This is a genomic window from Pontimicrobium sp. SW4 (assembly GCF_039954625.1).
Lineage (GTDB): Bacteria > Bacteroidota > Bacteroidia > Flavobacteriales > Flavobacteriaceae > Pontimicrobium.
On record NZ_CP157199.1, the window covers coordinates 2523085 to 2549539 of the forward strand.

The window sequence follows — 26455 nt, forward strand, 5'->3', positions numbered from 1 at the left end:
GCTATTTCTTTTTGGTGGTTGCTTTTTTTCTTGTTTTTTTCTTTGGTACATTCTTTTCGATAATATCTTGCACCTCTTCAAGTGTAAATTTAGAAACATCTACCGTTTTAGGCAATTCTATTTTGAGTTTTCCTTGTATTACATTATGTCTTCCCCAGCGTGCTTTTTCAACACGTATACCTTCGGCTTCCCAATGATGAATTAGTTTATCTTTTTCTTTTTGAATTTTATCTTCAATCAACTCAACAATATCTGTGTCAGATAAATCGTCCCAATCGTACTTTTTATTAACATTAATAAACATATTGTTCCACTTAATAAATGGTCCAAAACGTCCTTTACCTTTTTGAACTGGTAAATCTTGATACATATATATAGGTGCATCTGCCTTTTCTTTTTCTTTTATAAGTTCTATAGCATCATCTAACTCCACAGACAAAGGGTCTACACCTTTTGGTAACGACACATACTTTTTACCAAACTTTACATAAGGCCCAAAACGTCCATTATTAACTTCTATTTCTTCATTTTTATAATTACCTAATGCTTTGGGAAGTTGAAATAAATCCATGGCTTCCTCATAACTAATAGTATTTAATTGCTGTTCTGGTGACAAACTAGCAAATAATGGTTTATCCTCATCATCAACAGTTCCTATTTGAACCATAGGTCCAAATTTTCCTAAACGCACACTTACTTGACGTCCAGTCTCAGGATCTGTTCCTAAAACACGCTCTCCAGATTCTCTTTCGGCATTGGCAGCAACATCTTCTACTATTGGATGAAACTCTTTATAGAAATCTTTCATCATTTCTGTCCAATCTTCTTTGCCATCTGCAATGTCATCAAATTGATTTTCAACTTTTGCAGTAAAATTATAATCTAAAATAGATTCGAAATGGGTTACTAGAAAATCGGTAACAATCATTCCAATATCTGTTGGAACAAGTTTCCCTTTATCTGAACCTACTTTTTCGATCAATTGTTTTTCTGAAACTTTATTGTTTTCTAAAATAAGTTGCACATAGTTTCGTGGTTCACCTTCAACACTTCCCTTTTCAACATATTTTCTATTTTGAATCGTTGAAATAGTTGGTGCATATGTAGATGGTCGACCAATACCAAGCTCTTCTAATTGTTTTACTAAAGAAGCTTCGGTATATCTTGCTGGAGGTCTTGTATAACGTTCTGTTGCCGAAATATAATTGTTTAAAAGAATTTCATTCACTTTTAACGTTGGTAGCATCCCTTCTTGTTCAACATCTTCATCATCAGTACTCTCTAAATAAACTTTTAAAAAACCATCAAACTTTATCATTTCACCATTTGCAGAAAACAAACTACTGTGTGTAGAGGCTGAAACTTTTACATTGGTTCTTTCTAATTGCGCTTCGCTCATTTGAGATGCAATAGCTCGTTTCCAAATTAAATCGTATAAACGTGCTTGATCTCTTTCTACATTAGCTGTGTGTAGTGAAAAATCGGTAGGACGAATAGCCTCATGCGCCTCTTGAGCCCCTTTTGTTTTTCCTTTATAATTTCTTGGTTTACTATATTTTTCTCCAAATGCATTTTCAATTTCAGCTTGTGCTCCTTTTCTAGCCTCGTCAGATAAATTTACACTATCTGTTCTCATATACGTAATCAAACCAGCTTCATATAAACGTTGTGCATTATTCATCGTTCTGCTTACTGAAAAACCTAATTTTCTAGAAGCTTCTTGTTGTAATGTTGATGTTGTAAAAGGTGCTGCTGGTGATTTTTTTGCTGGTTTTTTCTCTAAATCAGCAACTTTAAAATCAGCATTTGCATTTGCTTCTAAGAATTTTTGAGCTTCTGCTTTAGTAGAAAAGTTTTTTGGAAGCTTCGCTTTAAATGTCTGACCTTCTTCGTTGGAAAATTCAGCATCTATCCTATAAGATGCTTCAGGGGTAAACGCTTGAATATCTCTTTCACGCTCTACAATCAATCTAACAGAAACTGATTGCACACGTCCTGCAGACAGACCTCCTTTTACTTTTCTCCAAAGTACTGGTGATAATTCGTAACCAACAATTCTATCCAATACACGACGTGCTTGTTGTGCATCAACTAAATTATAGTCTATACTTCTTGGATTTTCAATTGCTTTTTGAATAGCAGCTTTAGTAATCTCATGAAAAACAATACGCTTTATCTTTTCTTTGTCTAATCCTAAATTTTCTGCAAGATGCCAAGCAATAGCCTCTCCTTCACGATCCTCATCACTTGCTAACCAAACCATATCAGCTTTTTTAGCTAAGTCTTTTAATTTTTTTACTACCGCTTTTTTATCGCTTGAAACTTTATATTTAGGCTTAAAATCACCTTCAACATCTACACCTAATTCCTTTGATGGTAAATCTGAAATATGTCCATAACTGGACTCTACTTTAAAATCTTTACCTAGAAATTTTTCAATAGTTTTTGCCTTAGCAGGTGACTCTACAATCACTAAATTCTTCGCCATTATTCATTTTTTTAGAGGTACAAATGTAGACGATTTTTTTTATTTGCAAATTTTAGTTTGCTTTTGCTCATAAAAAAAACCTGCACTAGACAGGTTTTAAAACATTGTAATTAGTCATTTTATTCGGTTCCAATTTTCATTATTTCGCTATCATCTTCAAAGCCTACAACATCGCGATATACAAAATACACTGGAAGATACATTATTGATATTGTAAAAAGCAAGCCTATACCACAGGCTATAATACCAAGCATTCCTAAAATACCAGTAACAAATAGTAACCCAAAAGTTAGCAACCATTTTTTTGTTCCTAAACTAAAACTAATCTTTACGATTTCTGTTTCGGTTAATTCAGGATTATTAGAAAATACCACAGCAAAAAATGATAAAGGCACAAAAGCATATATATATGGTATAATAAATAACCATTGAGCAATTACGGCAATTAAAGAATATACAATACCTAGCGTAAAAATTTTACCTATAAACTCACCCTTGTAATAATAGAATAAGTCATCTTTTTGTAAATTATTCAAATCTGTTTGTTTGCAAATTCTATAAAATCCAGCCAACAGTCCGATTGTTAAGAAAGAAATCAATATAGTTTGTGGTAATGAGTAAAAAGCATTACTGGTGTAGTTTTCAAAGAAATTAAAATTTCCGTTGTAATCAACTTCAAAAGGCTCTGGACCTAGACCAATAAAGCTAAAGAACATTGAAATACCAACAGCAAATGCAACAAGCACTAAAACCATTAAAAACCCTTTCAACCAAATCTCCTTAAACATGTTAATTGTAAGGTCGAGGATTTTTCCAAAATCTAGATGCTGTGCATTCTGTATTTTCGATTGTATTTCGGAGTAGTTCATATTAATTGAATTTGGTTCGCTCTCAAATGTAAATAATTTAATTAAATTTAACACTCTGCCACTTTGTCATAAAACCTAAATTAATTGTATCTTTGCATGCTTATTGACTATTACAGGTTTCAAGTACAATATGGAAAAGATTATAGACGAGAAAAAACAAGGACAATCCTTAATTTTAGACCAACATCAAAATAATACTAGAAAGCTTTTTATAGAGAGTTATGGCTGTGCTATGAATTTTAGCGACAGTGAAATTGTAGCGTCTATTTTAGCTAACAATGGCTTTAATACTACACAGAGGTTAGAAGAAGCCGATTTAGTTTTGGTTAATACATGTTCCATTAGAGATAAAGCCGAACAAACTATAAGAAAACGCTTAGAAAAATATAATGCTGTAAAACGTACTCACAATCCAAAAATGAAAGTTGGTGTTTTAGGTTGTATGGCTGAGCGTTTAAAAGACAAGTTCCTTGAAGAAGAAAAAATTGTAGATTTAGTTGTTGGGCCTGATGCTTATAAAGATTTGCCTAATTTACTTGCTGAAGTTGATAAAGGCAGAGATGCCATCAATGTTATTCTATCTAAAGAAGAAACCTATGGCGATATTTCGCCAGTAAGATTGCAAAGCAATGGTGTTACAGCATTTGTATCCATTACTCGTGGTTGTGACAATATGTGTACTTTCTGCGTTGTGCCTTTTACGAGAGGTAGAGAGCGCAGTAGAAATCCGCAAAGTATTATTGAAGAAGTGAATGATTTAGCATCTAAAGGTTTTAAAGAAATCACTTTACTAGGTCAAAATGTAGATAGTTATTTATGGTATGGTGGTGGATTAAAAAAGGACTTTGATAAAGCAAGTGATATTCAAAAAGCAACAGCTGTAAATTTTGCTAATCTATTGGAATTATGTGCAGAAGCGCAACCCAAAATGCGTATTCGGTTTTCAACGTCCAATCCTCAAGATATGACCTTAGATGTTGTTGAATCTATGGCAAAACACAAAAATATTTGCAACTATATTCATCTTCCAGTACAAAGCGGTAGTAACAGAATATTAAAAGAAATGAATCGCCAGCACACTCGTGAGGAGTACATCAAGTTGATTGATGATATAAAAAAAATATTGCCTGATTGTACAGTGTCTCATGATTTAATTACAGGTTTTCCAACAGAAACTGAGAAAGATCATCAAGATACTTTAAGCTTAATGGAACATATTAAGTATTCGTTTGGATACATGTTCGCATATTCTGAACGACCAGGTACAATGGCAGCACGAAAATTAAAAGATGATATTCCTGAGTCTGTTAAAATGAAACGGTTAGCTGAAGTTGTTGCATTACAACAAAAACACAGTAAGTATAGAACTGAGCAGTTTTTAAATAAAACTGTTGAAGTTTTGATTGAAAAAGAATCTAAAAAATCTTCTAAACAATGGTCTGGAAGAACTGAACACAACTTAGTTGCTGTATTTCCAAAAGAGCATTATAAAGTTGGAGATTTTGTAAATGTTAAAGTGAATAATTGTACCACAGCAACACTTATAGGTGAAGCGATAGGTTATTCAGATAATAATTAAACTATGGAATCAGTACAAGCTATAAAACAACGTTTTGGAATCATTGGTAACGATGCTGCTTTAAATCGTGCTATTGAAAAAGCAATACAAGTTGCACCAACTGATATTTCGGTATTAGTAACTGGGGAGTCTGGGGTTGGAAAAGAAAGTATTCCAAAAATTATTCACCAGCTTTCACATAGAAAACATGGAAAGTATATTGCGGTTAACTGTGGAGCCATTCCTGAAGGAACCATAGACAGTGAACTCTTTGGTCATGAAAAAGGCTCTTTTACAGGCGCTACACAAACACGCTCTGGTTACTTTGAAGTTGCAGATGGAGGCACCATTTTTTTAGATGAAGTTGGTGAATTGCCATTAACCACGCAAGTACGTTTATTACGTGTTTTAGAAAATGGTGAGTTTATAAAAGTAGGCTCAAGCAAAGTACAAAAAACAAATGTTCGTATTGTTGCTGCAACAAATATGGATATGTTTGATGCTATAAAAAAGGAAAAGTTTAGAGAAGACCTTTATTATAGATTAAGCACTATTGACATTCATCTTCCTCCTTTAAGAGACCGTAAAGAAGATATTCATTTATTGTTCAGAAAGTTTGCAAGTGATTTTGCTCTTAAATATAAAATGCCAACAATTAAATTAAGTGATGATGCTATCACTATGCTTTTAAAATATCGTTGGAGCGGTAACATAAGACAGCTACGTAATGTTGCCGAACAAGTGTCTGTCTTAGAACATAAACGAGAAATAACTGGTGAAATACTAAGACATTATTTACCTAATTCTGGACAAAACTTACCTGCCGTTATCGGCTCAACTAAAAAAGAAAATGACTTTAGTAATGAGCGGGAAATTCTTTACAAAGTGTTGTTCGATATGAAAAGCGACCTTAACGACTTAAAGAAGCTTACTATGGAGCTCATGCAAAAAGGTAATACGCAAGATGTTCAAAAAGACAATCAAGGACTAATCCAAAAAATTTATGGTGAAGAAGATGACGAAACAATTAAAGAGGAGTTAGAAGTACTGTCCTTACCTAATGAAAGTGCGCAACCTGTTGAAATAGTAAATACTACTCAAGATAAATACCATTTTGCTGAAGAAATTGAAGAAGAAGAAACTTTATCGCTGCATGATAAAGAGTTGGAATTAATAAAAAAATCTTTAGAACGTCACAACGGAAAGCGTAAATTAGCAGCAGCAGAACTTGGCATAAGTGAGCGTACATTATATAGAAAAATTAAGCAGTTTGATCTTTAAAATAAATTTATGAAGGCAGTAGAAATATTTATGATTCGAAAATCGTTTGCTCGTAATAGCTCCGAAAAAATAAGACAAGAAGCTGAAGATTTAGTAAACGAAAAGCATTATCAAGGATACCGATTAATAAGTGTAGATTTTGATATTGCAGATAATGCTGGCTATATTTATGCGTTTATTACTATGAAACGACCTAACACGTATTAAATGAAATATTTAAAATATTCATTTCTATTAGTTTTATTGACAACTCTACAAAGCTGTTGGAAATACTCCTTTACTTCGGTTTCAATTTCTGAAAACACGAAAACGTTTCAGGTCAATTATTTTCAAAACAACGCACCTTTAATAGAACCTGGTTTAGAGCGCGATTTTAAAATAGCACTAGAGGAAATTATTTTGAATCAGACGAAATTAGATTTAGTAAAATCTAATGGTGACCTCGTTTACGAAGGTGAAATAGTAGAGTATCGTATATCTCCTACTACAGCTACCGCAAATAACACTGCTGCACAAAACCGTTTAACCATTGCTGTTAAAGTTCATTTTTATGACAAAAACGATCCAGAAGCTGAGTTTGATCAACGTTTCTCATTTTATTTTGATTATGAAGGAAGCGCTCAATTAGTAGGTAGTCAAAAAGCTATAGCAATAGCTGAAATATTTGAACGCATAACTCAAGATGTTGTTAATGCATCATTATCTGCAAACTGGTAAGCGATGAATACTTCTAATTTTACAAAACTGCTACAAAATCCTCAGAATATCTCTGCAAATCAAGTAAGTGATGTAAAAGCTATTATTAATGAGTTTCCATATTTTCAATCGGCAAGAGCTATTCATCTTAAAGGACTAAAAGATCAAGAGAGTTTCAAATACAATCAAGAATTAAAAACTACTGCTGCTTACACAACAGATAGAAGTATTTTATTTGATTTTATAACATCAAACGAATTTCAACAAAACGAAATTTCAGAGCATATAAAAAAGAATATTGCACATTTAAAAGATATAGAAGTAAATGATGTCGAAGACATTTCTGTTAATAAAAGTGTTATAATTGATGAAGCTTTAAAACAACATATCAAGGATACTGAACCAACAATACGCCCTGATTTATTTGAAGAAAAACAAGAACTAATTTCTCCTGAAAAAATTATTAAAGTAGATGTCTCTAATATTGAAAAGTCACCTCAAGAAATCCTAGAAGTTGGAAAACCTTTAGATTTCAACAAAAATGAAGTACACTCCTTTAGTGAATGGCTAAAAATCACAAGCTTTAAACCTATTATTAGAGAACAAGATGTAGCTGGTGATGTAATAAAACCAGAAGAAGATGAAAAAACTAGAAAGTTTGAATTAATAGATAAATTTATTGCCTCAAGTCCAAAAATTCAGCCAATAAAAAAGGATACACCAACACTCAATATTGCCAAATCACAAATGATGCAACCAGAGACTTTAATGACTGAAACATTAGCGCGAATTTATGTAGAACAAAAAAACTACTATAAAGCTATTCAATCTTATAAAATTTTAAGTTTGAAATATCCAGAAAAAAGTGGTTTCTTTGCAGACCAAATTCAAGCAATAAAAGAAATACAAGAACAAAACAATAAATAATAATGAGCACGTTTTCAATATTTTTAATTCTTATCGTTATCGTAGCGTTCCTATTAGTAGTAGTAGTAATGGTACAAAACCCAAAAGGTGGAGGATTATCATCTTCATTTGGTGGAGGTGGTACTCAGCAATTAGGTGGTGTTAAAAAAACCTCAGACTTTTTAGATAAAAGTACTTGGGCTTTAGCTACTTTATTAATTGCACTAATTTTACTTTCTAATGTAGCAATTGGTGGTAATGGTACAACTACAGAGTCTAAAGCTTTAGATCAAGATGCAACAACATCTCAACCTCTTCCAGCAACGACTCCTACTACAACTGACACTCCTACTAACGAAGTAAGCAACGACTCAGCACAGTAAAAATGTGACTTAAAAATAATAAAATGCCAACTTAAACAGTTGGCATTTTTTGTTTCTGCAAGTTTGTCAGTCATATTTTATTGGCACAATTTTGGAACAACGCTTTAGCGTTAATCTTAATCATTAATTTAAAACATATAGAAAATGGCTTTAAACATTAAACCATTAGCAGATAGAGTTCTAATAGAACCATTAGAAGCTGAAACTACAACAGCTTCAGGAATTATTATTCCAGACAATGCAAAAGAAAAACCTCAAAAAGGAACAGTTATAGCTGTTGGCAAAGGCACTAAAGACGAGCCAATGACAGTGAAAAAACATGACACTGTACTTTATGGGAAATATGCTGGTACTGAGTTAAAACTAGACGGAAAAGACTATTTAATTATGCGAGAAAGCGACATTCTTGCAATTGTATAATTATTAAAAAATAACGAACAAATGGCAAAAGATATAAAATTTGATATTGAAGCACGTGACGGTTTAAAACGTGGTGTTGACGCATTAGCAAATGCAGTAAAAGTAACTTTAGGACCAAAAGGTCGTAACGTAATTATTAGCAAAAGTTTTGGAGCACCTCAGGTTACTAAAGATGGTGTTACCGTTGCAAAAGAAATTGAACTTGAAAATGAGCTTGAAAACATGGGAGCTCAAATGGTGAAAGAAGTAGCTTCTAAAACTAATGATTTAGCAGGTGATGGAACAACAACTGCAACTGTTTTAGCACAAGCAATTGTAAAAGAAGGCTTAAAAAATGTTGCAGCTGGCGCAAACCCTATGGATTTAAAACGTGGTATTGACAAAGCTGTTGATGCCATTACTAAAGACTTAGAAAAACAAGCTAAAAAAGTAGGTAACTCTTCAGAAATGATTAAACAAGTAGCTGCTATTTCCGCTAATAATGATGATACTATTGGTGACTTAATAGCAAAAGCTTTTGGCAAAGTAGGAAAAGAAGGTGTCATTACCGTTGAGGAAGCAAAAGGAATGGAAACTTACGTTGATGTTGTAGAAGGTATGCAATTTGACAGAGGTTATTTATCTCCTTACTTTGTAACCGATGCCGATAAAATGATTGCAGATATGGAAAATCCATACATTTTATTATTTGATAAAAAAATATCTAACCTACAAGAAATTCTTCCAATACTAGAACCAGTAGCACAATCTGGTCGTCCATTATTGATTATAGCCGAAGATGTTGATGGTCAAGCCTTAGCTACTCTTGTAGTAAACAAATTAAGAGGCGGACTTAAAATTGCTGCCGTAAAAGCTCCAGGATTTGGAGACAGACGTAAAGCAATGTTAGAAGATATCGCCATTTTAACTGGTGGTACTGTAATTTCTGAAGAAAGAGGGTTTTCACTAGAAAATGCAGATTTAAGTATGCTTGGAACTGCCGAAACTGTAACTGTAGATAAAGACAATACAACTATAGTAAATGGCTCAGGAAAAGCTTCCGAAATAAAAGCTAGAGTTAATCAAATAAAAGCTCAAATAGAAACTACTACAAGTGATTACGACAAAGAAAAGCTACAAGAACGTTTAGCTAAATTAGCTGGAGGTGTTGCTGTACTTTATGTTGGTGCTGCAAGTGAAGTAGAAATGAAAGAGAAAAAAGATCGTGTAGATGATGCATTACATGCTACAAGAGCTGCCGTTGAAGAAGGTATTGTTGCTGGAGGTGGTGTTGCTTTAGTAAGAGCAAAATCATTATTAGAAAAGATTACAACTGAAAACCTTGATGAAGTTACTGGAATCCAAATTGTAGCGCGAGCTGTTGAAGCACCTTTACGTACCATTGTTGAAAATGCTGGTGGTGAAGGTAGTGTTGTTGTTGCTAAAGTAATGGAAGGCAAAAAAGATTTTGGTTTTGATGCAAAAACTGAAACTTATGTCGACATGCTTAAAGCAGGAATTATCGATCCTAAAAAAGTAACACGTATCGCTTTAGAGAATGCAGCTTCTGTTGCTGGAATGATTTTAACTACCGAGTGTGCTTTAATAGATATTAAAGAAGACACACCTGCAATGCCACCAATGGGAGGTGGAATGCCAGGAATGATGTAAGACAAAAGTCGATTCTCAAAATTATAAAAAACGCTTCAATAATTGGAGCGTTTTTTTATGGTTGATATATTTCTGCATCTGGATAAAAAGCTCCAATAGCAAACCAATAACTAACAACTGAGTTAGCAGGAGTCAAATAGTCACCAAGATTTCCTGATAGAACACCTCCAAAAACATTCCTAACTGTACCTAAATCATCTTTAAAGAACCCTCCAGAATCACTTAATTCATATTCAAAAACAAGTCCTTCATTATCTTGACTTAATTCAAATGAGTTTAAAATATGCTCATCTCCTACTATAAGATATTTTTTATTATTAAATGTATCTATTATCGCATTTCCTCCCATAAAATCTTCAAATTGATACACTTTAGATTTATCTTCATCAATAATAGCATATACTCTTTTTTTATTTAGCAACCTCCTGTCATGAGGCGCTGGAAGAAAAAGGAAGTAATTATCATTTGTCTTATAGTCTCCATAAGGATATACGTCATAATTTCTTGAAAACCCAGTATCTTCACTTAGCACCAATGTTTCAGGGTATAGTTTTTTCCATGTTTTCCAATCTGTCTCAACAACATTAAATAAGGTTGGTCTTTCACCAACCAAATCACCATTTACACATTGCAATTTTAATTGCGACCATAAACTTTCAGTCTTTCTATCATATAAGAGTAGATTGGAATTGTACAAAAGCCCCGAAACTCCAAAAGTTCCGTCTGCATTATCTGCTTCTCTTTCCCATGCAAAAGCAGTTCCAGTTAATGGACAATATGACAAAGCAATTGGATCGTTACCAATTACATCATTAACTATTTCATGCCAATCTAAAATATAATGAGGATAAGCTCTTGCTTCACCTTCAAAGTAAATACCTACGACTAATTCATCATCCTCAAGTCCAGCATCATCTATAAATTCAGGATTATCTATAGATGGAATTCCATCTTTACCTGCACCACCATCTTTAATTTCACGTCTAGCAATTAACCATTCCTCCTCTGCCTCTATAGATATTCCATTTGTTTGATTTGATGTATCATCAGTTTTATTACAAGATAATGTGATGACCGAAATGACTAATAAAGAGTATATTTTTTTCATAATGATAGCTTTAGTTAAAAAGCCTAGGCTTAGGCTCTAATCTTAATAACACACCTGTTGTCACTCTATAAGTAGGTGTTAATTGTGTCCCTTCTACATAACTATAAATTGGTAATTCAGCTTTTGTTGAAAACGTAATATTTGGTGTTATATCTATAGTAAAATTTGGAATTAATGACACAAAATTCCCTCCTGTATTATCTAGGGGAAATTCATCCAATTCATCTTTAACCACATTTCTATATTTTAATGACAAACTGGGTGAAACTAATGTTTTAAAAGCTACGAATATATCTGAAAAACTTAGAAAAGATAAAAACTCATCTCCAAATTTATAACTAGTGTTTCCATAATAAGAGTTATTAATTCCTGTTGCTCTATAAATAATTCTTCCTCCAATTTGAAAAGATGGTCTGAAATTAAAACTGTGGCCCACAGACATTAAATAAATAACATCCCAAGTATTACTTCCTGGTTGTAAATCAGCATTTAAAACGATCCCTTCAGTACTTTTTTCGGTTGTAGATCCAAGTGGAATTTTGGCACCGACACCTATATTGAATTCTAAATTTTGAATTTTCTTAGGTTTAAATTTATACATCGTCAGTAATACTGCATCACCTATTCCTGAGGTTTGATCTAAATTTTCATTTCCAAATTGCATTATTTTCCTTCGTTGATTGACATAGGTAAACAATCCTTCAATTGATAAATTATTAAAAATAGAATAATTTATATTTAGTAATGCAGAGTGGGTAATTCTTAACCTAGAATTATCATCAAGTTTTTCTTTTTCGAAATTTAACGTATTGAGATTATTATAATCATAATGTACACCAATTTGAAAGCTCCCTTTACTTAAAGTTGGTAATCCAATATTATTGGACAACGGAATTCCACCAGAACAACATGTTTGAGCATAGCTGTAAAAAGAAAATAATAAACAGATTAGAATTGGTTTTGAATTCATTTTAATGATTTCTTTCTAAGAAGTCGGATAATAATTCTGTTCCTTACTTTTAATTATCAATCATAAAAAAAGCACCTAGTTAATGCTAGGTGCTTTTTATTATGTATAAATTTAATTAATCGTCATCATGATCTTCGGAGTCTCCTTCATCATTATCACCTTCTACTTTCTTTAAAGCCATTTTGCAAACTGGACAGTTTCCTTCTTTATCATAAGTTTTTCCTTCTTCACAATCCATTGGACATTGGTACACATCGTTCATAGCCATATCTGCATTATCAGCTGCGTGACTCTCAGTCATTTCAATTTCTTCATTATTCTCTTTTTTTTCTCCTTTACAAGACACTAAAACTGTACTTGCACTTAGCATTAATGCTAAAATTAATAGTGTTTTTTTCATCGTTACTTAATTTTTTGTTTTTGTTTTTGTTTCGTTTTCGTGGTCTTTTTTTACATCCTCATCTCTATATTTACAGCAAGGATGCACACTGTTATAAGCTTCGTCTGTAGCTTTAAGTTCTTTGGTGTCGTGACCTACAGCTACAATATTTTTTCTAATAGCATCTAAATTTGTTTTACGCTCGTCGAAAATTAATTTAAGTTCGTGAGTTTTTACATCCCAAACTGCCGATTTCACACCTTTAGTTTTCACACTGGCTTTTTCTATTCGCTCTTTACACATTAAACAAATTCCATCCACTTCAAGCGATGCCTTTGCGTTTTTGTTTTGTGCAAATGATGTTACTCCAAGTAACATAATTGTTAATACTAATACTTTTTTCATTTTTAATTTATTTTTAATCTTAAACCTGCATAATAGTTACTTCCAAAAATTGGACCATAAACAAATGTAGTATCAAAACTACTACTAAATGGATTATCGGCAGCAACTACTGGGTTATTTTGTTTTACATTCGTGATATTTTCACCACCTAAATATACTTCAAATTTTTCAGAAAACACTCTAGTTACTTGGGCATTAAGTGTTGCAAGTGTTCCTGAATAATCAGATAACTGATATTCTAAAGGATTATTTTGAGTCGAAGAAAAACGTTGTTTACTTAGTCTATTAAATGTCGTATCGAATTTCCATCTTGAGTTGTTTTTTATTTTAGTTTCATATGACAGATTAGCAAAAACTCGATGTTTTGGTGTTAATGGTTTTTCTAACTCACCTGAGTTATATTGTGTTTTTACATCATAGAATTTATACGCTAATCTCAAATCTAATCCTTCTGATATATTGTAGTTTAATTCTGTTTGAAAACTATTGGCATAACTATCCTCTTTTAAATTATAAAAACTAACTTCTTGCGAGTTTTCGTAATCTACTACGACCTGATTTTTAAAATCGGTTCTATAAAAATCAAACGTTATATCTGCTTTTTGTCCAAATAAATTAAATCCTTGTAAATACGACACACCATAGTTCCATGCAATTTCTGGATCTAATCCATAAATATCACCATCAGTATCAACTAGATTAATAACTCTAGAAGTAGCAAACAGTTTTTGGTTTTCGGCAAAAATATTAGCACTTCGTTTTCCTCTACCAATAGAAGCTCTAAATGCCGACTTTTCCCAAGGTGTATATCTTAGATGAATTCTAGGTGTTATAAATGTACCAAGTAAATTGCTGTGATCTACTCGTACTCCAGCTGTTAAATTTAAAGCTTCTAAATTATCATAAGCATATTCAAAAAATGTACCAACCGAGTTTTCATTTCTTGCAAAGTTATTCGTGTTTACATCTTCATCATAAACATCACTAGCATAACTAATTCCTGTTTTAACTTTGTGTCTAGAATCGCTTATTATAGAATTATACACCACATTTGCATAAAAACTATTATGCTTTATGTTGTATTCATTCAATCCAAAATATGACTCTTGCTCATGATTACTATAAGCTAATTGCACACCTAGTTTTTGGTATGGAATTTCTGGATTCACATAACCAAATTTACCTGACAAATCAATACGCTTGGTATCTATTTCACTACCCCAAGCATTAGTGGTCAGCTTATCAGTTTTTGGGTTAAAATTTACCTGTCCTGATTGCTTGTCATCGTCTAGATATCGAACATTTAAAAAACTCACGAAGCCTTTTTCATTATCAATATACTGCCAACGATTCATCACATTAATTTGATGATACAAAGGCATATCTAAAAAACCATCATCGTTTACATCATGCTTTTTGTTATGTGTATTTCCATGAAGATATAATCCTGTTGACCATTTTTTACTGACTTTCGTGTTTAAATGTGTATTAAGTTCTACACGCTCGCTTCCTGCGGCAAATAAGTTAACAAAAAGTTTATCGTCTGTTAGTGGTTTTTTTAATTCTGCATTTATCTGTCCTGCAATGCTTTCGAAACCGTTAACAGCGCTTCCTGCTCCTTTGGTAATTTGAATACTCTCTACCCAAGTTCCAGGAATAAAACTTAAACCATAGGCTTGGGATGCACCTCTTATAGACGGTACATTTTCGGTTGTAATTAATATATAAGGACTTGTTAAACCCAACATTTTTATTTGCCGTGTTCCAGATACTGCATCGGCAAAATTGACGTCTATCGAAGGGTTGGTTTCAAAACTTTCCGATAGATTGCAACAAGCAGCTTTTAACAACTCGTCACTACTCACATTAATCACATTTTGTGATGCGAAATATGATGTTGCTGTGGCTTTTTTTCTTCCTTTAATAGTAACTTCATCTAGATTTGATGTTGGCTTCAACCAATGCTTTACCGTTCTTGAATTAACAATATCAATAGTATCTGTTGTAAAGCCAACATAACTAATTACAAGTTTTTTATATTCCTTTTTATAAGGAATGCTAAACTTTCCATCAATATCAGTAACATCGCCAACGGTTGTATTTAACCAATACACATTTGCTCCTGGCAATGGTATTTGTTCATTTTTTTCGTTTGCTTCTAATATTACCCCTTTAAGTTCTTCTTGAGAAAACATAAAGATTGGCATTAAAAGCAGTATGTATAGTATACGTTTCAAAGTATATTTGTTTTCAATAGTTTATAATTTGAGAATTTCGCATTGAAACACAATGCATTACATATTGCTACAATACAAATTAAAGTAGCACTCTATTAAAAAATATCAGATTAAGAATACTTGATCCATGATTTGTTTATCTACGACCAAGTTGGGTGGAGAATAATCTTTATGCGGAATTACCAACTGAGGTAATCCTTCAAAAAGATTGATGTATGAATATGCAAAAGAATAAACAAAAAGTTGCTGTTCAAACTCTAAATCGTAAACCGTTTTTACAATTAATTCGTTTTGCCCTTCAATAACAGTGATTTCGTTTTTACAACAACTCTTCTTTTTGTAAGTAGCAGTATTCATACTAATACCGCTACAGTCTTGAGCTTGTGCAAAAATGGACACATCTACTAAAGCATCGCCACAAAAATGCTTTTCAACTTTAAAAGATATTGTTGAACATAACACAATTAATGCGAGGCTTATTGAAAATATTTGATGTAACAACTGTTTAATCACAACACAAAGGTATAAAAGTAAAAATAAAGATTGCTTTTTTTACAAAACCATTAACATTAACCCTTTATTTTATTGTAATAAAATGCTGGTAGTAAAACTACTAGAATTAAAGGTTGAATTAAAAATCTACGAATATTAAAAAATAGATAATAATCTTCTTGCTTAGGGTTTATTACAAAATAAAGAAATGCTGCCAACAGGAACAAATATGCAATTACATAAATAATAGTTGCAAACTTGACAACACTTTTACTTTTAAAAGCAATAAACAAAATGCTAATTGAAATTATTGAATTTAATATATACCTCAAGGTTGTAAAAAGTACCAATTTTAAAGTTTCTCTTCGTGGAGAATCAATATACAAGTAATCATTCTCAAAAAATTGCAAGTAAGGGTCGTAAAACAAGTAATCTTCAAAAAATCTTATTAACGCAAGTAAAAACACTAAAACAAGAATTAGTATGTATTTTAACCACTTATGCATTTTGTTTTTTTAACGTAGCAAAACGGTTTACCCAAACCATCCAAAGTAAAAATACTATTCCGTAAATAATTAACGGAAAAATAATGTTGTGCAAAATATCGCGTCGCCAAGGATAATGAAACAAACCTATGGATAGAATAACGATTCGCATTAAATTAACTGCATAGATCAATACACTTCCAGCAAGTAAGTAAATAATTGTTGGCTTTAATCGTCCAGAAAAAGCAATGATAAACGATATAAATAACACAATAACACTTACTGAATTACAACCTTCTATAACTCGTGCCACATATTTGTTATTGATGATTAATTTCATAGATGGTTCATCAGGATGTACTTCAATTGATGCATTATAGCCTAGAGAATCCAAAAGCGATTCGCTTTGCTTTGCCGTAAGGTTTGTAACATAATCTGGGTAATATTTTGAGCCATCAGAATAATCTAAATACAACTTATAAGACATCGATAAAACTGCATACACCAACACAAATGTTAGGATGAATTTTATAACCGACTTATATTTAACGAAAAGTGCTTGCAAATTGATTTGAATTTTAAATACTTTTACAAAAAATTACTACATGGAACTCAAAACTCTTGAACCAAAAATAACCGAAATTGTTTCAAACACAAATGAAACTGTTGAAAATCGGTTGTACAACATCTGTAAGTTGCTAGAAACCAATATTAGCTACTATAATTGGGTTGGTTTTTATTTTAAAAATGGTGACAAGGAAGAGCTAAAACTAGGTCCTTATGTTGGAGAACCAACAGATCATACTATTATTCCATTTGGAAAAGGTATTTGCGGACAAGTGGCTGTGAGTAATGAAAATTTTGTGGTTCCGGATGTAGCAGCACAACACAATTATATAGCTTGTAGCATTACTGTAAAAGCCGAAATTGTAATCCCAATTTTTGTAAATGGTGAAAATATTGGACAAATAGACATAGACTCTAACACACCTGACCCTTTTACTGAAGCAGACGAACGCTTTTTGGAGTTTGTATGTAAAGAGGTTTCTGAAATCTTGGTTTAATTATCAATCATAATTTTCCCAACAATATTTTTTCTATTTTCTTCTCTTATTTGCCAACTATATCCTGATGAAGATTGCTGTATCTTAATGGATTCGCAATCTGGATATACTTCAAATCCTGAAAAACCTTCATTTTTTCCTATAATGGTTAATACTTCTTTTAAAAGTAACGTTCTAGAATTTGGAATAAAACCAGGTAAAATAATTTCTCCAATATAAATAGTATCTGTTTTTGTTTCTACTCTATAAAGAGAAACAACTTTGTATATATAGTTATTCTTTTGAATTTGAATTGTATCAAATTTCAAAGAATCATCACATCTTAAATTCCTGTATTTCGGCTTATTTATTTGAGTGAAAGCAGAAAATGAAATCAAGAAAATAAAGCTGAATAAAAGTATTTTCCTCTTACGCATATATTTGTTTTGTTTCTTCTCCCATAGTAAAACTACAAAAATAATTCTAGTCTGTTAACAACTCCTCTTTTTAGTTAAAAAGTCCAATACATTTTCAATAAAAAACGCTTGCAAATTGCTTATTTTTGATGGCTTATTAATACATCTATAATGAGCAACAACAAAATCATAAAATCTGCATTAATTTCCGTTTTTAGTAAAGACGGTTTAGCACCTATTGTTAAAAAATTAAACGAGCAAGGTGTCACCATTTATTCTACTGGAGGCACACAAAAATTTATTAACGATTTAGGTATCAATGTTGTTCCAGCTGAAGACATTACCTCCTATCCTTCCATTCTTGGAGGTCGTGTAAAAACCTTGCATCCAAAAATATTTGGTGGTATTTTAAATCGTCAAGACAATGCTCAAGATATTGCAGAATTAGCAGAATTTGATATTCCACAAATTGATTGTGTGATTGTGGATTTATATCCATTTGAAAAAACAGTTGCTTCAGGAGCTAGTAACCAAGATATTATTGAAAAAATTGATATTGGTGGTATTTCGTTAATTCGTGCTGCAGCCAAAAATTATAACGACGTTATTTGTGTCTCTTCAGTAGATGATTATCAAGAATTTTTGGAGTTGATTTCAGAAAACAATGGCTCTACTACTGAAGCTGATAGAAAACGTTTCGCAGCAAAATCGTTTAATGTATCGTCGCATTATGATTCTGCCATTTTCAATTACTTCAACAAAAACCATGAGATTGCTACGTTAAAGATTAGTGAAACCAAAGGTCAAGTGTTGCGCTATGGTGAAAATCCACATCAAAGAGGTTTTTTCTTTGGAGATTTTGAAGCGATGTTCGACAAACTTCACGGCAAAGAATTAAGCTATAACAACCTTTTAGATGTTGATGCTGCAGTGAATTTAATGAACGAATTCAAAGGTGAAGCTCCAACATTTGCTATACTAAAACACAATAACGCTTGTGGTTTAGCACAAAGAAATACCATTCATCAAGCGTATGTTGACGCCTTAGCAGGAGATCCTGTTTCTGCTTTTGGAGGCATTTTAATTAGTAACTCAGAAATTGATGTTGCTACTGCAAACGAAATCCACCAATTGTTTTGTGAAGTTGTGATTGCTCCTTCTTTTTCTGATGAGGCTTTAGACATTCTTAAAGGCAAAAAGAATAGAATTATTTTAGTTCAAAAAGATGTTCAGTTACCAAAAACCACAGTGAGAACCTGTTTAAATGGGGTACTAGTTCAATTTAGAGATAATATTACCGATTCTCGTGAAATGCTTACTACAGCGACAAATAGCTCACCTTCAGAAGCAGAACTTGAAGATTTATTATTTGCCTCAAAATTATGTAAACATACCAAGTCAAATACTATCGTTCTTGCAAAAAACAAGCAACTTTGTGCTAGTGGAACAGGACAAACAAGTCGTGTAGATGCTTTAAATCAAGCCATTCATAAAGCACAATCGTTTAAGTTTGATTTAAAAGGTGCTGTCATGGCAAGTGACGCCTTTTTTCCTTTTCCAGACTGTGTAGAAATAGCTAATAATGCAGGAATTACAGCTGTAATTCAACCTGGAGGCTCTATAAAAGATCAATTGAGTATTGATTATTGTAATGAAAACAATATGGCAATGGTAATGACTGGGACTAGACATTTTAAGCACTAAATTTCAGCAGAAAATAAAGTCTGTTTTTTAGAAGTCTGTTTTCCTAATAATAACGTATATTTTATTACATTTACAGTTAATCAGAATTTAATATTAACAACCCTCAGATAATTTAAGATAGCCCATGGGATTTTTTGATTTCTTAACCGAAGAAATTGCAATAGATTTAGGAACAGCAAACACACTTATAATTCACAACGATAAAGTAGTTGTAGACAGTCCATCGATAGTCGCAAGAGACCGTATTTCAGGAAAAATAATCGCAGTTGGTAAAGAAGCCAACTTAATGCAAGGAAAAACACACGAAAATATTAAAACAATTCGCCCTTTAAAAGATGGTGTAATTGCAGATTTTGATGCTTCCGAGCAAATGATAAGCATGTTTATTAAAAACATTCCTGCTTTAAAAAAGAAATTATTTGCTCCTGCATTGCGAATGGTGGTTTGTATTCCTTCAGGAATTACCGAAGTTGAAATGCGAGCTGTAAAAGAATCGTGCGAACGTGTAAACGGTAAAGAAGTGTATTTGATACATGAACCTATGGCAGCAGCTATTGGTATTGGGGTAGATATTATGCAACCTAAAGGAAATATGATTGTAGATATAGGTGGTGGAACTACTGAAATTGCAGTTATTGCCTTAGGTGGTATTGTTTGTGACAAATCGGTTAAAGTCGCTGGTGATGTATTTACAAACGACATCATTTATTACATGCGCACACAACACAACTTGTATGTTGGAGATAGAACAGCTGAAAAAATTAAAATACAAATTGGTGCAGCTACAGAAGATTTAGAGTTACCACCTGAAGAAATGAGTGTTCAAGGACGTGATTTACTAACTGGAAAACCTAAACAGGTTCAAATATCATATCGTGAAATTGCTAAAGCTTTAGACAAGTCTATTTTACGTGTAGAAGATTCAGTTATGGAAACGCTATCGCAAACACCTCCAGAATTAGCAGCCGATATTTATAATACAGGAATTTATTTAGCTGGTGGAGGATCGATGCTTCGAGGTTTAGACAAACGATTATCTCAGAAAACAGATTTACCTGTTTATATTGCTGAAGATCCTTTAAGAGCAGTTGTAAGAGGAACTGGAATTGTACTAAAAAATCTTCCTAAGTTTAAAAGCGTATTGATTAAATAGAGCATAACTCATGCAACAAATTATAAATTTTATAATAAGAAACAAAACCTTTCTTTTGTTTTTGTTGCTGTTTAGTATATCGCTACTTTCTACTTTTCAATCACATTCGTATCATAAAAGTAAGTTTATAAATTCGGCCAATTTTTTAACTGGAGGAATTTATGAGTCGGCAAATAACATTGGAGGTTACTTCGGTTTAAAAAAAGAAAATCAAATACTCCTTGAAGAAAATAATAGACTTAAATCTATATTATTTAACTCTAAAACTGGAGAATTTAAAGATACATATGCAGATTCTTCAACTTTAAAAGTTATTTATAAATCTACAGTTGCTCAAGTTTACAAAAACAGTTATTCGCTAACGAATAATTATTTAACTATCAATAAAGGAGAAAAAGATAGCATTAAAGATGAATTTGGGGTCATTACATCAAAAGGTATTGTTGGTATAATAGACAAAACTTCTCCAAATTATAGTAGAGTTAGATCTATACTAAATTCTAATATTGGTATTAATGCGCAATTAAAAAAGACAAATCATTTTGGCATATTAAGTTGGAATGGTAAATCGCCCTATATTGTACAGCTTACCGATTTGCCAAAACAAGCACCTGTTATTGTTGGAGACACCATTATTACTGGAGGACTTTCAACTATTTTTCCAAAAGGAATTCCAATAGGTACTGTTGCTTCTTTTAAAACTGATGAAACCGAAAATTATTTTGAAATCGACGTCACCTTATTTAATGACATGACCAATATTGGACATGTGTATATTATTGAAAATTTAGATGCTGCCGAAATATCGAATTTAAACAACCTAGATGAATAATACCATAACCAAAAATATTGCGCGCTTTATAGCTTTAGTTTTGGTACAAGTATTAGTACTTAACCATATTAATTTTTTAGAATATATAAATCCGTATTTATATATTCTATTCATCATCTTATTCCCTATTAAAAATAACAGAATGCTGTTTATTTTTTTAGCATTTTTAATTGGTTTAACTGTTGATTTATTTACAGACTCAGGAGGTATTCATGCAGCAGCTAGTGTTACAATAGCCTATATACGTCCAGTAGTTTTAAAGTTTTCTTTTGGTGCTGTTTATGAACATCAAACCATAAAGTTTAGCAATACAGATCTTGTACAACGATTAACGTATTTTTTAATCATTATTCTTATACATCATCTATTTTTATTCGGTTTAGAAATTTTTAATGCTTCAAAAATAATTTTAATCTTAAAAAAAACGTTATTCTCTAGTATCTTTACTTTAATACTTTGCTTATTAATAACCATTTTATTCAGTAGAAAAACTAAATGAGAAAGCTATTACTCTTTTCTATAATTGTTTTAGTGGGAATCACTTTTATTGCGCGACTCTTTTATCTTCAAGTGTATACAGGTAAAGCGTACAACATTTATGAAGATAATGCTATTAGAAAAGTGTTTTACTACCCAAAAAGAGGATATGTTTATGACCGAAAAGGGGAACTCTTGGTTGCCAACCAACCTTCGTATGACGTTATGGTTATTCCTAGAGAAGTTGAATCTTTAGATACTTTAGAATTTTGTTCCTTACTAAAAATAAGTAAAGAAGATTTTATTAAAAAATATGACAGAGCACTAAATTACTCCCCAAGACTACCATCTCCTTTTGTACCTCAATTATCTAAAAAAGATTATGCAGTTCTCCAAGAAAAAATGTGGAAATACAAAGGATTCTACATTCAAAAACGTTCATTAAGAGATTATCAAACTACTATTGGAGCAAATGTATTAGGATTTATTGCTGAAGCACATCAAGGCGAAATTGATGCAGATGGCTTTTACCAAATGGGTGACCTAATTGGAAAACAAGGCATAGAAAAATCTTATGAAAATGAATTAAGAGGAGTAAAAGGTGTTAAGTTCATTCAAAAAAACAGATTTAATAGAGATATAGGTCCTTTTGATAATGGAAAACAAGATACAATACCAACACCTGGAAAAGATATAACAGTATCAATTGATGCTCAACTACAAGCTTATGGCGAACTACTCATGCAAAACAAAGTTGGTGGAATTGTTGCTATTGAACCAAGTAGCGGAGAGATTTTAAGCTTAGTATCTGCGCCTTCATACAATCCAAACTTATTGGTTGGCAGAGAGCGTTCTAAAAATTATACGAAGCTTCATAACGACTCCATTCATTTGCCTTTAATTGACAAAGGCTTGCTACGAATGCACGAACCAGGTTCTCCATTTAAAGCATTAGTTGCTCTAGCTGCTTTGCAAGAAGGTGTTGTTGACGAAAATTTTAAAGTTAGATGTACAGGTGCCTATAATTATGGTGGCAGACGACCAATGGGTTGTCATTGTGGAACAGGCACTAGAAATCTATTTAATGGTATTTCGGAGTCTTGTAATTCATATTTTGCAACATTATATAGAAAAACTATCGATAAATATGATGATGCATCTCATGCTATGGATGTTTGGAGTAGTCACATTAAAAGCTTTGGGTTAGGAAATTTTTTAGGATATGATCTTACTATTGGAAAGCCAGGAAATATTCCAGATGGTGCTTATTATGATAAAAAATATCCTGATTTTCGTTGGCGAGCAACTACTAATATTTCTAATTCCATTGGACAAGGAGAGGTGCTTGTAACACCAATACAATTGGCCAACATGATGGCAGCTATTGCCAATAGAGGTTACTATTATACGCCACATATTATAAAATCTATTGAAGGACAAACTATTGATACTGCTTATACTACAAAACGTCAAACATCAATTGATAAACGACATTTCGAACCAGTAATTCAAGGGTTGTTTGATGTTTATAATAAATCTGGAGGAACCGCTAATTTTTTACAAGTTCCTGGTATTGAAATTTGTGGTAAAACTGGTACAGCCGAAAATTTTACTATTATAGATAGCGTTAAAACACAATTGACAGACCATTCTATATTTGTAGCGTTTGCACCAAAAGAAAACCCAAAAATTGCCATTGCGGTTTTAGTTGAAAACGGATACTTTGGCGCTCGTTTTGCTGGAAGAATTGCTAGTTTAATGATTGAAAAATATATTAAAGGTGATATTACACGAACTGATCTCGAGAAATGGGTTATGGATTATACTTTAGAACATGAATATGAAAAACCTACCTCTGGAAAACCATTTAGGATAAATGCCAATTCTGGGTTAATGACCGTTGAGCAATATAACCGTTTAAAGAAAATCGAAAACGAGCAAATCCAAACAGACATAGAATGAGTTTAAACAGAACTCGAAATTTAAAATTCGATTGGATAACCATAGTGATTTTCTTATTATTGGTTGGTTTTGGCTGGCTTAATATTGTCTCAGCGTCTTCTTCGGGAGAGATAACTTCTTACTTAGACATAAATCAACGTTATGGAAAACAGTTGATTTTTATTTTATTCACATTTGTATTAATCATTCTAGTTTTAAGTATTGAAGCTAAATTTTATGAACGCTTCTCAAGTATTATATATCTCGTGTCTATGCTGTCCTTAATAGGTCTATTTCTTTTTGGGAAAACAGTAAATGGCGCTATATCTTGGTATGGTATTGGTGGATTTACCTTGCAACCAAGTGAGTTTGCTAAATTCGCTACTTCGTTAGCCGTCGCTAAATATATAAGTGATCTTCAAACCAATATTAAAAGCATAAAAGATCAGCTAAAAACTGCATTGATTATTTTTGTACCAGCGTTTTTAATTCTACTTCAAAATGATGCAGGAAGCACTATTGTTTATACAGCTTTCTTTTTTGTGTTTTATAGGGAAGGTATTCCTCAAATATATTTATTATTAGTATTAAGTATAGTTGTTCTTTCGGTTTTATCGCTTAAATTTTCAGTTCTACCAACTGCCATAATTGTAAGCGCTTTAATTTTTGTTCATCACTTTATTTTGAAAAATAAAAAGGGAACTATTCTAAACCCAATATTTATCTCACTTATTTGTATTGCTTTTAGTTTTGGTGTTCATTTTTTCTATAACAATATTTTACAGCCTCATCAACAAGATAGAATTAGTCTTTGGCTACGCCTAGAAAAAGATCCAGAAAAATTGGAGCAAATGAAACGTACTATTCTATACAATTTAAATGAATCTGAGAAGGCCATAAGTTCTGGAGGAGTAACAGGAAAAGGTTTTATGGAAGGCACTCGCACAATAGGTAAATTTGTTCCTGAACAAGACACAGATTATATTTTTAGTACTGTTGGCGAAGAATGGGGATTTCTTGGAAGCAGTTTAGTTGTAATATTATTTGTGCTGTTACTAATTAGGATTTTATACCTAGCTGAATTACAAAAGTCACAGTTTAGCCGTATTTATGGCTATAGTGTTGCTTCCATATTGTTCCTACATTTTATGATTAATATAGGTATGGTTATGGGATTAATTCCAACCGTTGGAATTCCACTACCCTTTTTTAGTTATGGAGGTTCAGGTCTTTGGGGTTTTACAATTCTACTATTTGTTTTTGTGAAATTGGATTCTAACCGAATTAATGAATGGTAACTAAGTTGCCATTTCTTTTAATGCTGCTACAAAAATATCTAATTCTTCAATTGTTGTAAACACATTAGGAGTTATTCTACAGCCTCGAACTACCTTTCCATTTATTCCTACGGTAAAAATTTTATATTCATCCATTAATCTTTTAGCTAAATCCGTTGGAATGACGCCTTCAATTCCCACATTGGCAATTCCACAGGCTCTATGAGATTCTTTTGGAGTATTAAGAATAATCTTTGGCAAATCTCTCACTTGTTTTGTCCAATATTCTTGAAGATATCTTAATCTAGCTTCCTTTCTAGCACCACCTAACATATTGTAATAGTCAATAGCATCTTCTATTGATAAATCATGATACACAGGATTTGTTCCTGTATGGTTTAACTTTGCAATATTTCCCAATTCTTTTGTATGGGAGGCAAAAATAGGCCACGTAGTATCTATGTGTTCATCAGCAACATATAATAATCCTGTTCCTAACGGAACAGCCAGCCATTTATGCAAACTAGAGCCATAATAATCACATTCCAATTCTTTAATATCAAACTCGAAATGACCCACACAATGTGCACCATCAACCATTACTTTCACACCTTTGCTGTGTGCCATTTGGCAAATCTTTTTAATAGGTAAAATGTGTCCAGAAATATTAATCATATGACATACCATCAATAATTTGGTTTTCGGAGTAATTGCATTAGCATAAAGCTCAACAATTTCTTCGTCTGTTTTTGGATGGTTGGGAACAGAAACAATTTTATTAACAACTCCAAAACGATTTGCTACTTGCTCAAACATCATTCTCATAGCACCATAATCTTGAATTGCAAAAATAGCTTCATCTCCAAACTTCCAATCCATTCCTTTAATCACCAAATCTAAAGACTCTGTCGTATTTCTAGTGATAACCACATTTTTGGTAGGGCTTTTAATGATAGTAGCTAGTTTTGCTGCCATTCGTTTTTTATCATTAACCCTTTTGGTACGCATATAATAAGACCCTTCATAATTGACCATGTTTATATGCTTATGAAGCGCCTCTAGTGTTGGTGTTGGTATGATATTATAATAACCACTCTCAAGGTTTATATAGTCTGGTTTTAGTTTATAATCGCTTCTCACTTTTAGCCAAAAGTCTTCGTTTGAAGCAAGATCAGTTGCTGTTGTTGACACTACTTCATCCAAAGAAGAATGCAATACACTTCCATATAAAGGCGTTGCTAATGCAGCCAACGATAACGTTTTAATAAAGTCTCTTTTTTTCATT

The 26455-nt window shown here is 32.3% G+C and carries 27 protein-coding genes; 15 read left to right on the top strand and 12 right to left on the bottom strand.

From position 1 onward, the window contains the following. Position 1: 1 nt before the first annotated feature. Together topA and ABGB03_RS11725 are read right to left on the bottom strand one after the other, a co-directional pair. Positions 2 to 2488 carry a type I DNA topoisomerase gene (gene topA, locus ABGB03_RS11720; protein WP_347922754.1) on the bottom strand — a complete coding sequence of 829 codons (2487 nt, stop codon included), beginning with the start codon at positions 2486 to 2488 and terminating at the stop codon, positions 2 to 4. A 119-nt stretch (positions 2489 to 2607) separates the two neighbouring features. After that, positions 2608 to 3357, bottom strand: coding sequence for a hypothetical protein (locus ABGB03_RS11725; protein WP_347922755.1), 750 nt, complete (start codon positions 3355 to 3357; stop codon positions 2608 to 2610). 130 nt (positions 3358 to 3487) lie between these two features. Between ABGB03_RS11725 and miaB the strand changes: the two genes are divergently transcribed. The 8 genes from miaB to groL all read left to right on the top strand — a co-directional run bounded on the left by miaB (position 3488) and on the right by groL (position 10251). Then, positions 3488 to 4936, top strand: a complete 1449-nt coding sequence (gene miaB, locus ABGB03_RS11730) for a tRNA (N6-isopentenyl adenosine(37)-C2)-methylthiotransferase MiaB (RefSeq protein WP_347922756.1) — start codon at positions 3488 to 3490, stop codon at positions 4934 to 4936. A 3-nt stretch (positions 4937 to 4939) separates the two neighbouring features. Continuing rightward, on the top strand, positions 4940 to 6196 hold the full coding sequence (locus ABGB03_RS11735; protein ID WP_347922757.1) for a sigma-54 dependent transcriptional regulator: 1257 nt from the start codon (positions 4940 to 4942) through the stop codon (positions 6194 to 6196). A 9-nt stretch (positions 6197 to 6205) separates the two neighbouring features. Then, positions 6206 to 6403, top strand: a complete 198-nt coding sequence (locus ABGB03_RS11740) for a hypothetical protein (protein WP_347922758.1) — start codon at positions 6206 to 6208, stop codon at positions 6401 to 6403. Further along, the gene (locus ABGB03_RS11745; RefSeq protein ID WP_347922759.1) at positions 6404 to 6913 is read left to right on the top strand and encodes an LptE family protein; all 510 of its coding nucleotides are present in this window, start codon (positions 6404 to 6406) and stop codon (positions 6911 to 6913) included. 3 nt (positions 6914 to 6916) lie between these two features. Beyond that, positions 6917 to 7819 (top strand): hypothetical protein, encoded by a 903-nt coding sequence (locus ABGB03_RS11750; protein ID WP_347922760.1) that lies wholly within the window; start codon positions 6917 to 6919, stop codon positions 7817 to 7819. A gap of 2 nt (positions 7820 to 7821) precedes the next feature. Beyond that, positions 7822 to 8181, top strand: coding sequence for a preprotein translocase subunit SecG (gene secG / locus ABGB03_RS11755; protein ID WP_347922761.1), 360 nt, complete (start codon positions 7822 to 7824; stop codon positions 8179 to 8181). 144 nt (positions 8182 to 8325) lie between these two features. Continuing rightward, on the top strand, positions 8326 to 8601 hold the full coding sequence (gene groES, locus ABGB03_RS11760) for a co-chaperone GroES (RefSeq protein ID WP_167608792.1): 276 nt from the start codon (positions 8326 to 8328) through the stop codon (positions 8599 to 8601). 21 nt (positions 8602 to 8622) lie between these two features. Then, positions 8623 to 10251 carry a chaperonin GroEL gene (gene groL, locus ABGB03_RS11765; protein ID WP_347922762.1) on the top strand — a complete coding sequence of 543 codons (1629 nt, stop codon included), beginning with the start codon at positions 8623 to 8625 and terminating at the stop codon, positions 10249 to 10251. A 55-nt stretch (positions 10252 to 10306) separates the two neighbouring features. On the opposite strand, the gene ABGB03_RS11770 is transcribed toward groL, so the two are convergent. From ABGB03_RS11770 to xrtF, 8 genes are all read right to left on the bottom strand, one after another. Next, on the bottom strand, positions 10307 to 11359 hold the full coding sequence (locus ABGB03_RS11770) for a DUF3179 domain-containing protein (protein ID WP_347922763.1): 1053 nt from the start codon (positions 11357 to 11359) through the stop codon (positions 10307 to 10309). A gap of 10 nt (positions 11360 to 11369) precedes the next feature. Beyond that, positions 11370 to 12329, bottom strand: coding sequence for a transporter (locus ABGB03_RS11775; RefSeq protein WP_347922764.1), 960 nt, complete (start codon positions 12327 to 12329; stop codon positions 11370 to 11372). 115 nt (positions 12330 to 12444) lie between these two features. Continuing rightward, positions 12445 to 12729 (bottom strand): heavy metal-binding domain-containing protein, encoded by a 285-nt coding sequence (locus tag ABGB03_RS11780; protein ID WP_347922765.1) that lies wholly within the window; start codon positions 12727 to 12729, stop codon positions 12445 to 12447. A gap of 6 nt (positions 12730 to 12735) precedes the next feature. Further along, positions 12736 to 13113 carry a cation transporter gene (locus tag ABGB03_RS11785; RefSeq protein WP_347922766.1) on the bottom strand — a complete coding sequence of 126 codons (378 nt, stop codon included), beginning with the start codon at positions 13111 to 13113 and terminating at the stop codon, positions 12736 to 12738. Positions 13114 to 13115: 2 nt separating this feature from the next. Then, positions 13116 to 15350, bottom strand: a complete 2235-nt coding sequence (locus ABGB03_RS11790; RefSeq protein ID WP_347922767.1) for a TonB-dependent receptor — start codon at positions 15348 to 15350, stop codon at positions 13116 to 13118. A gap of 105 nt (positions 15351 to 15455) precedes the next feature. Next, positions 15456 to 15851, bottom strand: a complete 396-nt coding sequence (locus ABGB03_RS11795) for a hypothetical protein (RefSeq protein ID WP_347922768.1) — start codon at positions 15849 to 15851, stop codon at positions 15456 to 15458. A gap of 68 nt (positions 15852 to 15919) precedes the next feature. Continuing rightward, a complete protein-coding gene (locus tag ABGB03_RS11800) occupies positions 15920 to 16348 on the bottom strand; it encodes an exosortase F system-associated protein (protein ID WP_347922769.1) in 429 nt (142 codons plus the stop codon). Beyond that, positions 16341 to 16892 carry an exosortase family protein XrtF gene (xrtF, locus tag ABGB03_RS11805; RefSeq protein ID WP_347922770.1) on the bottom strand — a complete coding sequence of 184 codons (552 nt, stop codon included), beginning with the start codon at positions 16890 to 16892 and terminating at the stop codon, positions 16341 to 16343. The genes ABGB03_RS11800 and xrtF overlap by 8 nt, the downstream gene beginning before the upstream one ends. Positions 16893 to 16932: 40 nt before the next feature. Here xrtF and ABGB03_RS11810 point away from each other — a divergent pair, with 40 nt between their 5' ends. Continuing rightward, positions 16933 to 17391 carry a GAF domain-containing protein gene (locus ABGB03_RS11810; RefSeq protein ID WP_347922771.1) on the top strand — a complete coding sequence of 153 codons (459 nt, stop codon included), beginning with the start codon at positions 16933 to 16935 and terminating at the stop codon, positions 17389 to 17391. On the opposite strand, the gene ABGB03_RS11815 is transcribed toward ABGB03_RS11810, so the two are convergent. Beyond that, entirely contained in the window at positions 17388 to 17699 is a 312-nt protein-coding gene (locus ABGB03_RS11815) for a hypothetical protein (RefSeq protein ID WP_347922772.1), read from the bottom strand. The genes ABGB03_RS11810 and ABGB03_RS11815 overlap by 4 nt on opposite strands. A gap of 258 nt (positions 17700 to 17957) precedes the next feature. Between ABGB03_RS11815 and purH the strand changes: the two genes are divergently transcribed. The 6 genes from purH to rodA all read left to right on the top strand — a co-directional run bounded on the left by purH (position 17958) and on the right by rodA (position 25191). Then, the gene (gene purH / locus ABGB03_RS11820) at positions 17958 to 19490 is read left to right on the top strand and encodes a bifunctional phosphoribosylaminoimidazolecarboxamide formyltransferase/IMP cyclohydrolase (protein ID WP_347922773.1); all 1533 of its coding nucleotides are present in this window, start codon (positions 17958 to 17960) and stop codon (positions 19488 to 19490) included. Positions 19491 to 19614: 124 nt separating this feature from the next. Next, entirely contained in the window at positions 19615 to 20643 is a 1029-nt protein-coding gene (locus tag ABGB03_RS11825; protein ID WP_347922774.1) for a rod shape-determining protein, read from the top strand. A gap of 10 nt (positions 20644 to 20653) precedes the next feature. Beyond that, positions 20654 to 21475 (top strand): rod shape-determining protein MreC, encoded by an 822-nt coding sequence (gene mreC / locus ABGB03_RS11830; protein WP_347922775.1) that lies wholly within the window; start codon positions 20654 to 20656, stop codon positions 21473 to 21475. After that, positions 21468 to 21974 (top strand): rod shape-determining protein MreD, encoded by a 507-nt coding sequence (locus tag ABGB03_RS11835; RefSeq protein ID WP_347922776.1) that lies wholly within the window; start codon positions 21468 to 21470, stop codon positions 21972 to 21974. Before mreC ends, ABGB03_RS11835 begins: the two co-directional genes overlap by 8 nt. Beyond that, the gene (gene mrdA, locus ABGB03_RS11840) at positions 21971 to 23914 is read left to right on the top strand and encodes a penicillin-binding protein 2 (protein WP_347922777.1); all 1944 of its coding nucleotides are present in this window, start codon (positions 21971 to 21973) and stop codon (positions 23912 to 23914) included. Before ABGB03_RS11835 ends, mrdA begins: the two co-directional genes overlap by 4 nt. After that, positions 23911 to 25191, top strand: coding sequence for a rod shape-determining protein RodA (rodA, locus tag ABGB03_RS11845; protein ID WP_347922778.1), 1281 nt, complete (start codon positions 23911 to 23913; stop codon positions 25189 to 25191). The genes mrdA and rodA overlap by 4 nt, the downstream gene beginning before the upstream one ends. On the opposite strand, the gene ABGB03_RS11850 is transcribed toward rodA, so the two are convergent. Continuing rightward, positions 25192 to 26454, bottom strand: coding sequence for an aminotransferase class V-fold PLP-dependent enzyme (locus tag ABGB03_RS11850; RefSeq protein ID WP_347922779.1), 1263 nt, complete (start codon positions 26452 to 26454; stop codon positions 25192 to 25194). It lies immediately after the preceding gene. Between the last annotated feature and the right edge of the window lies 1 nt (position 26455).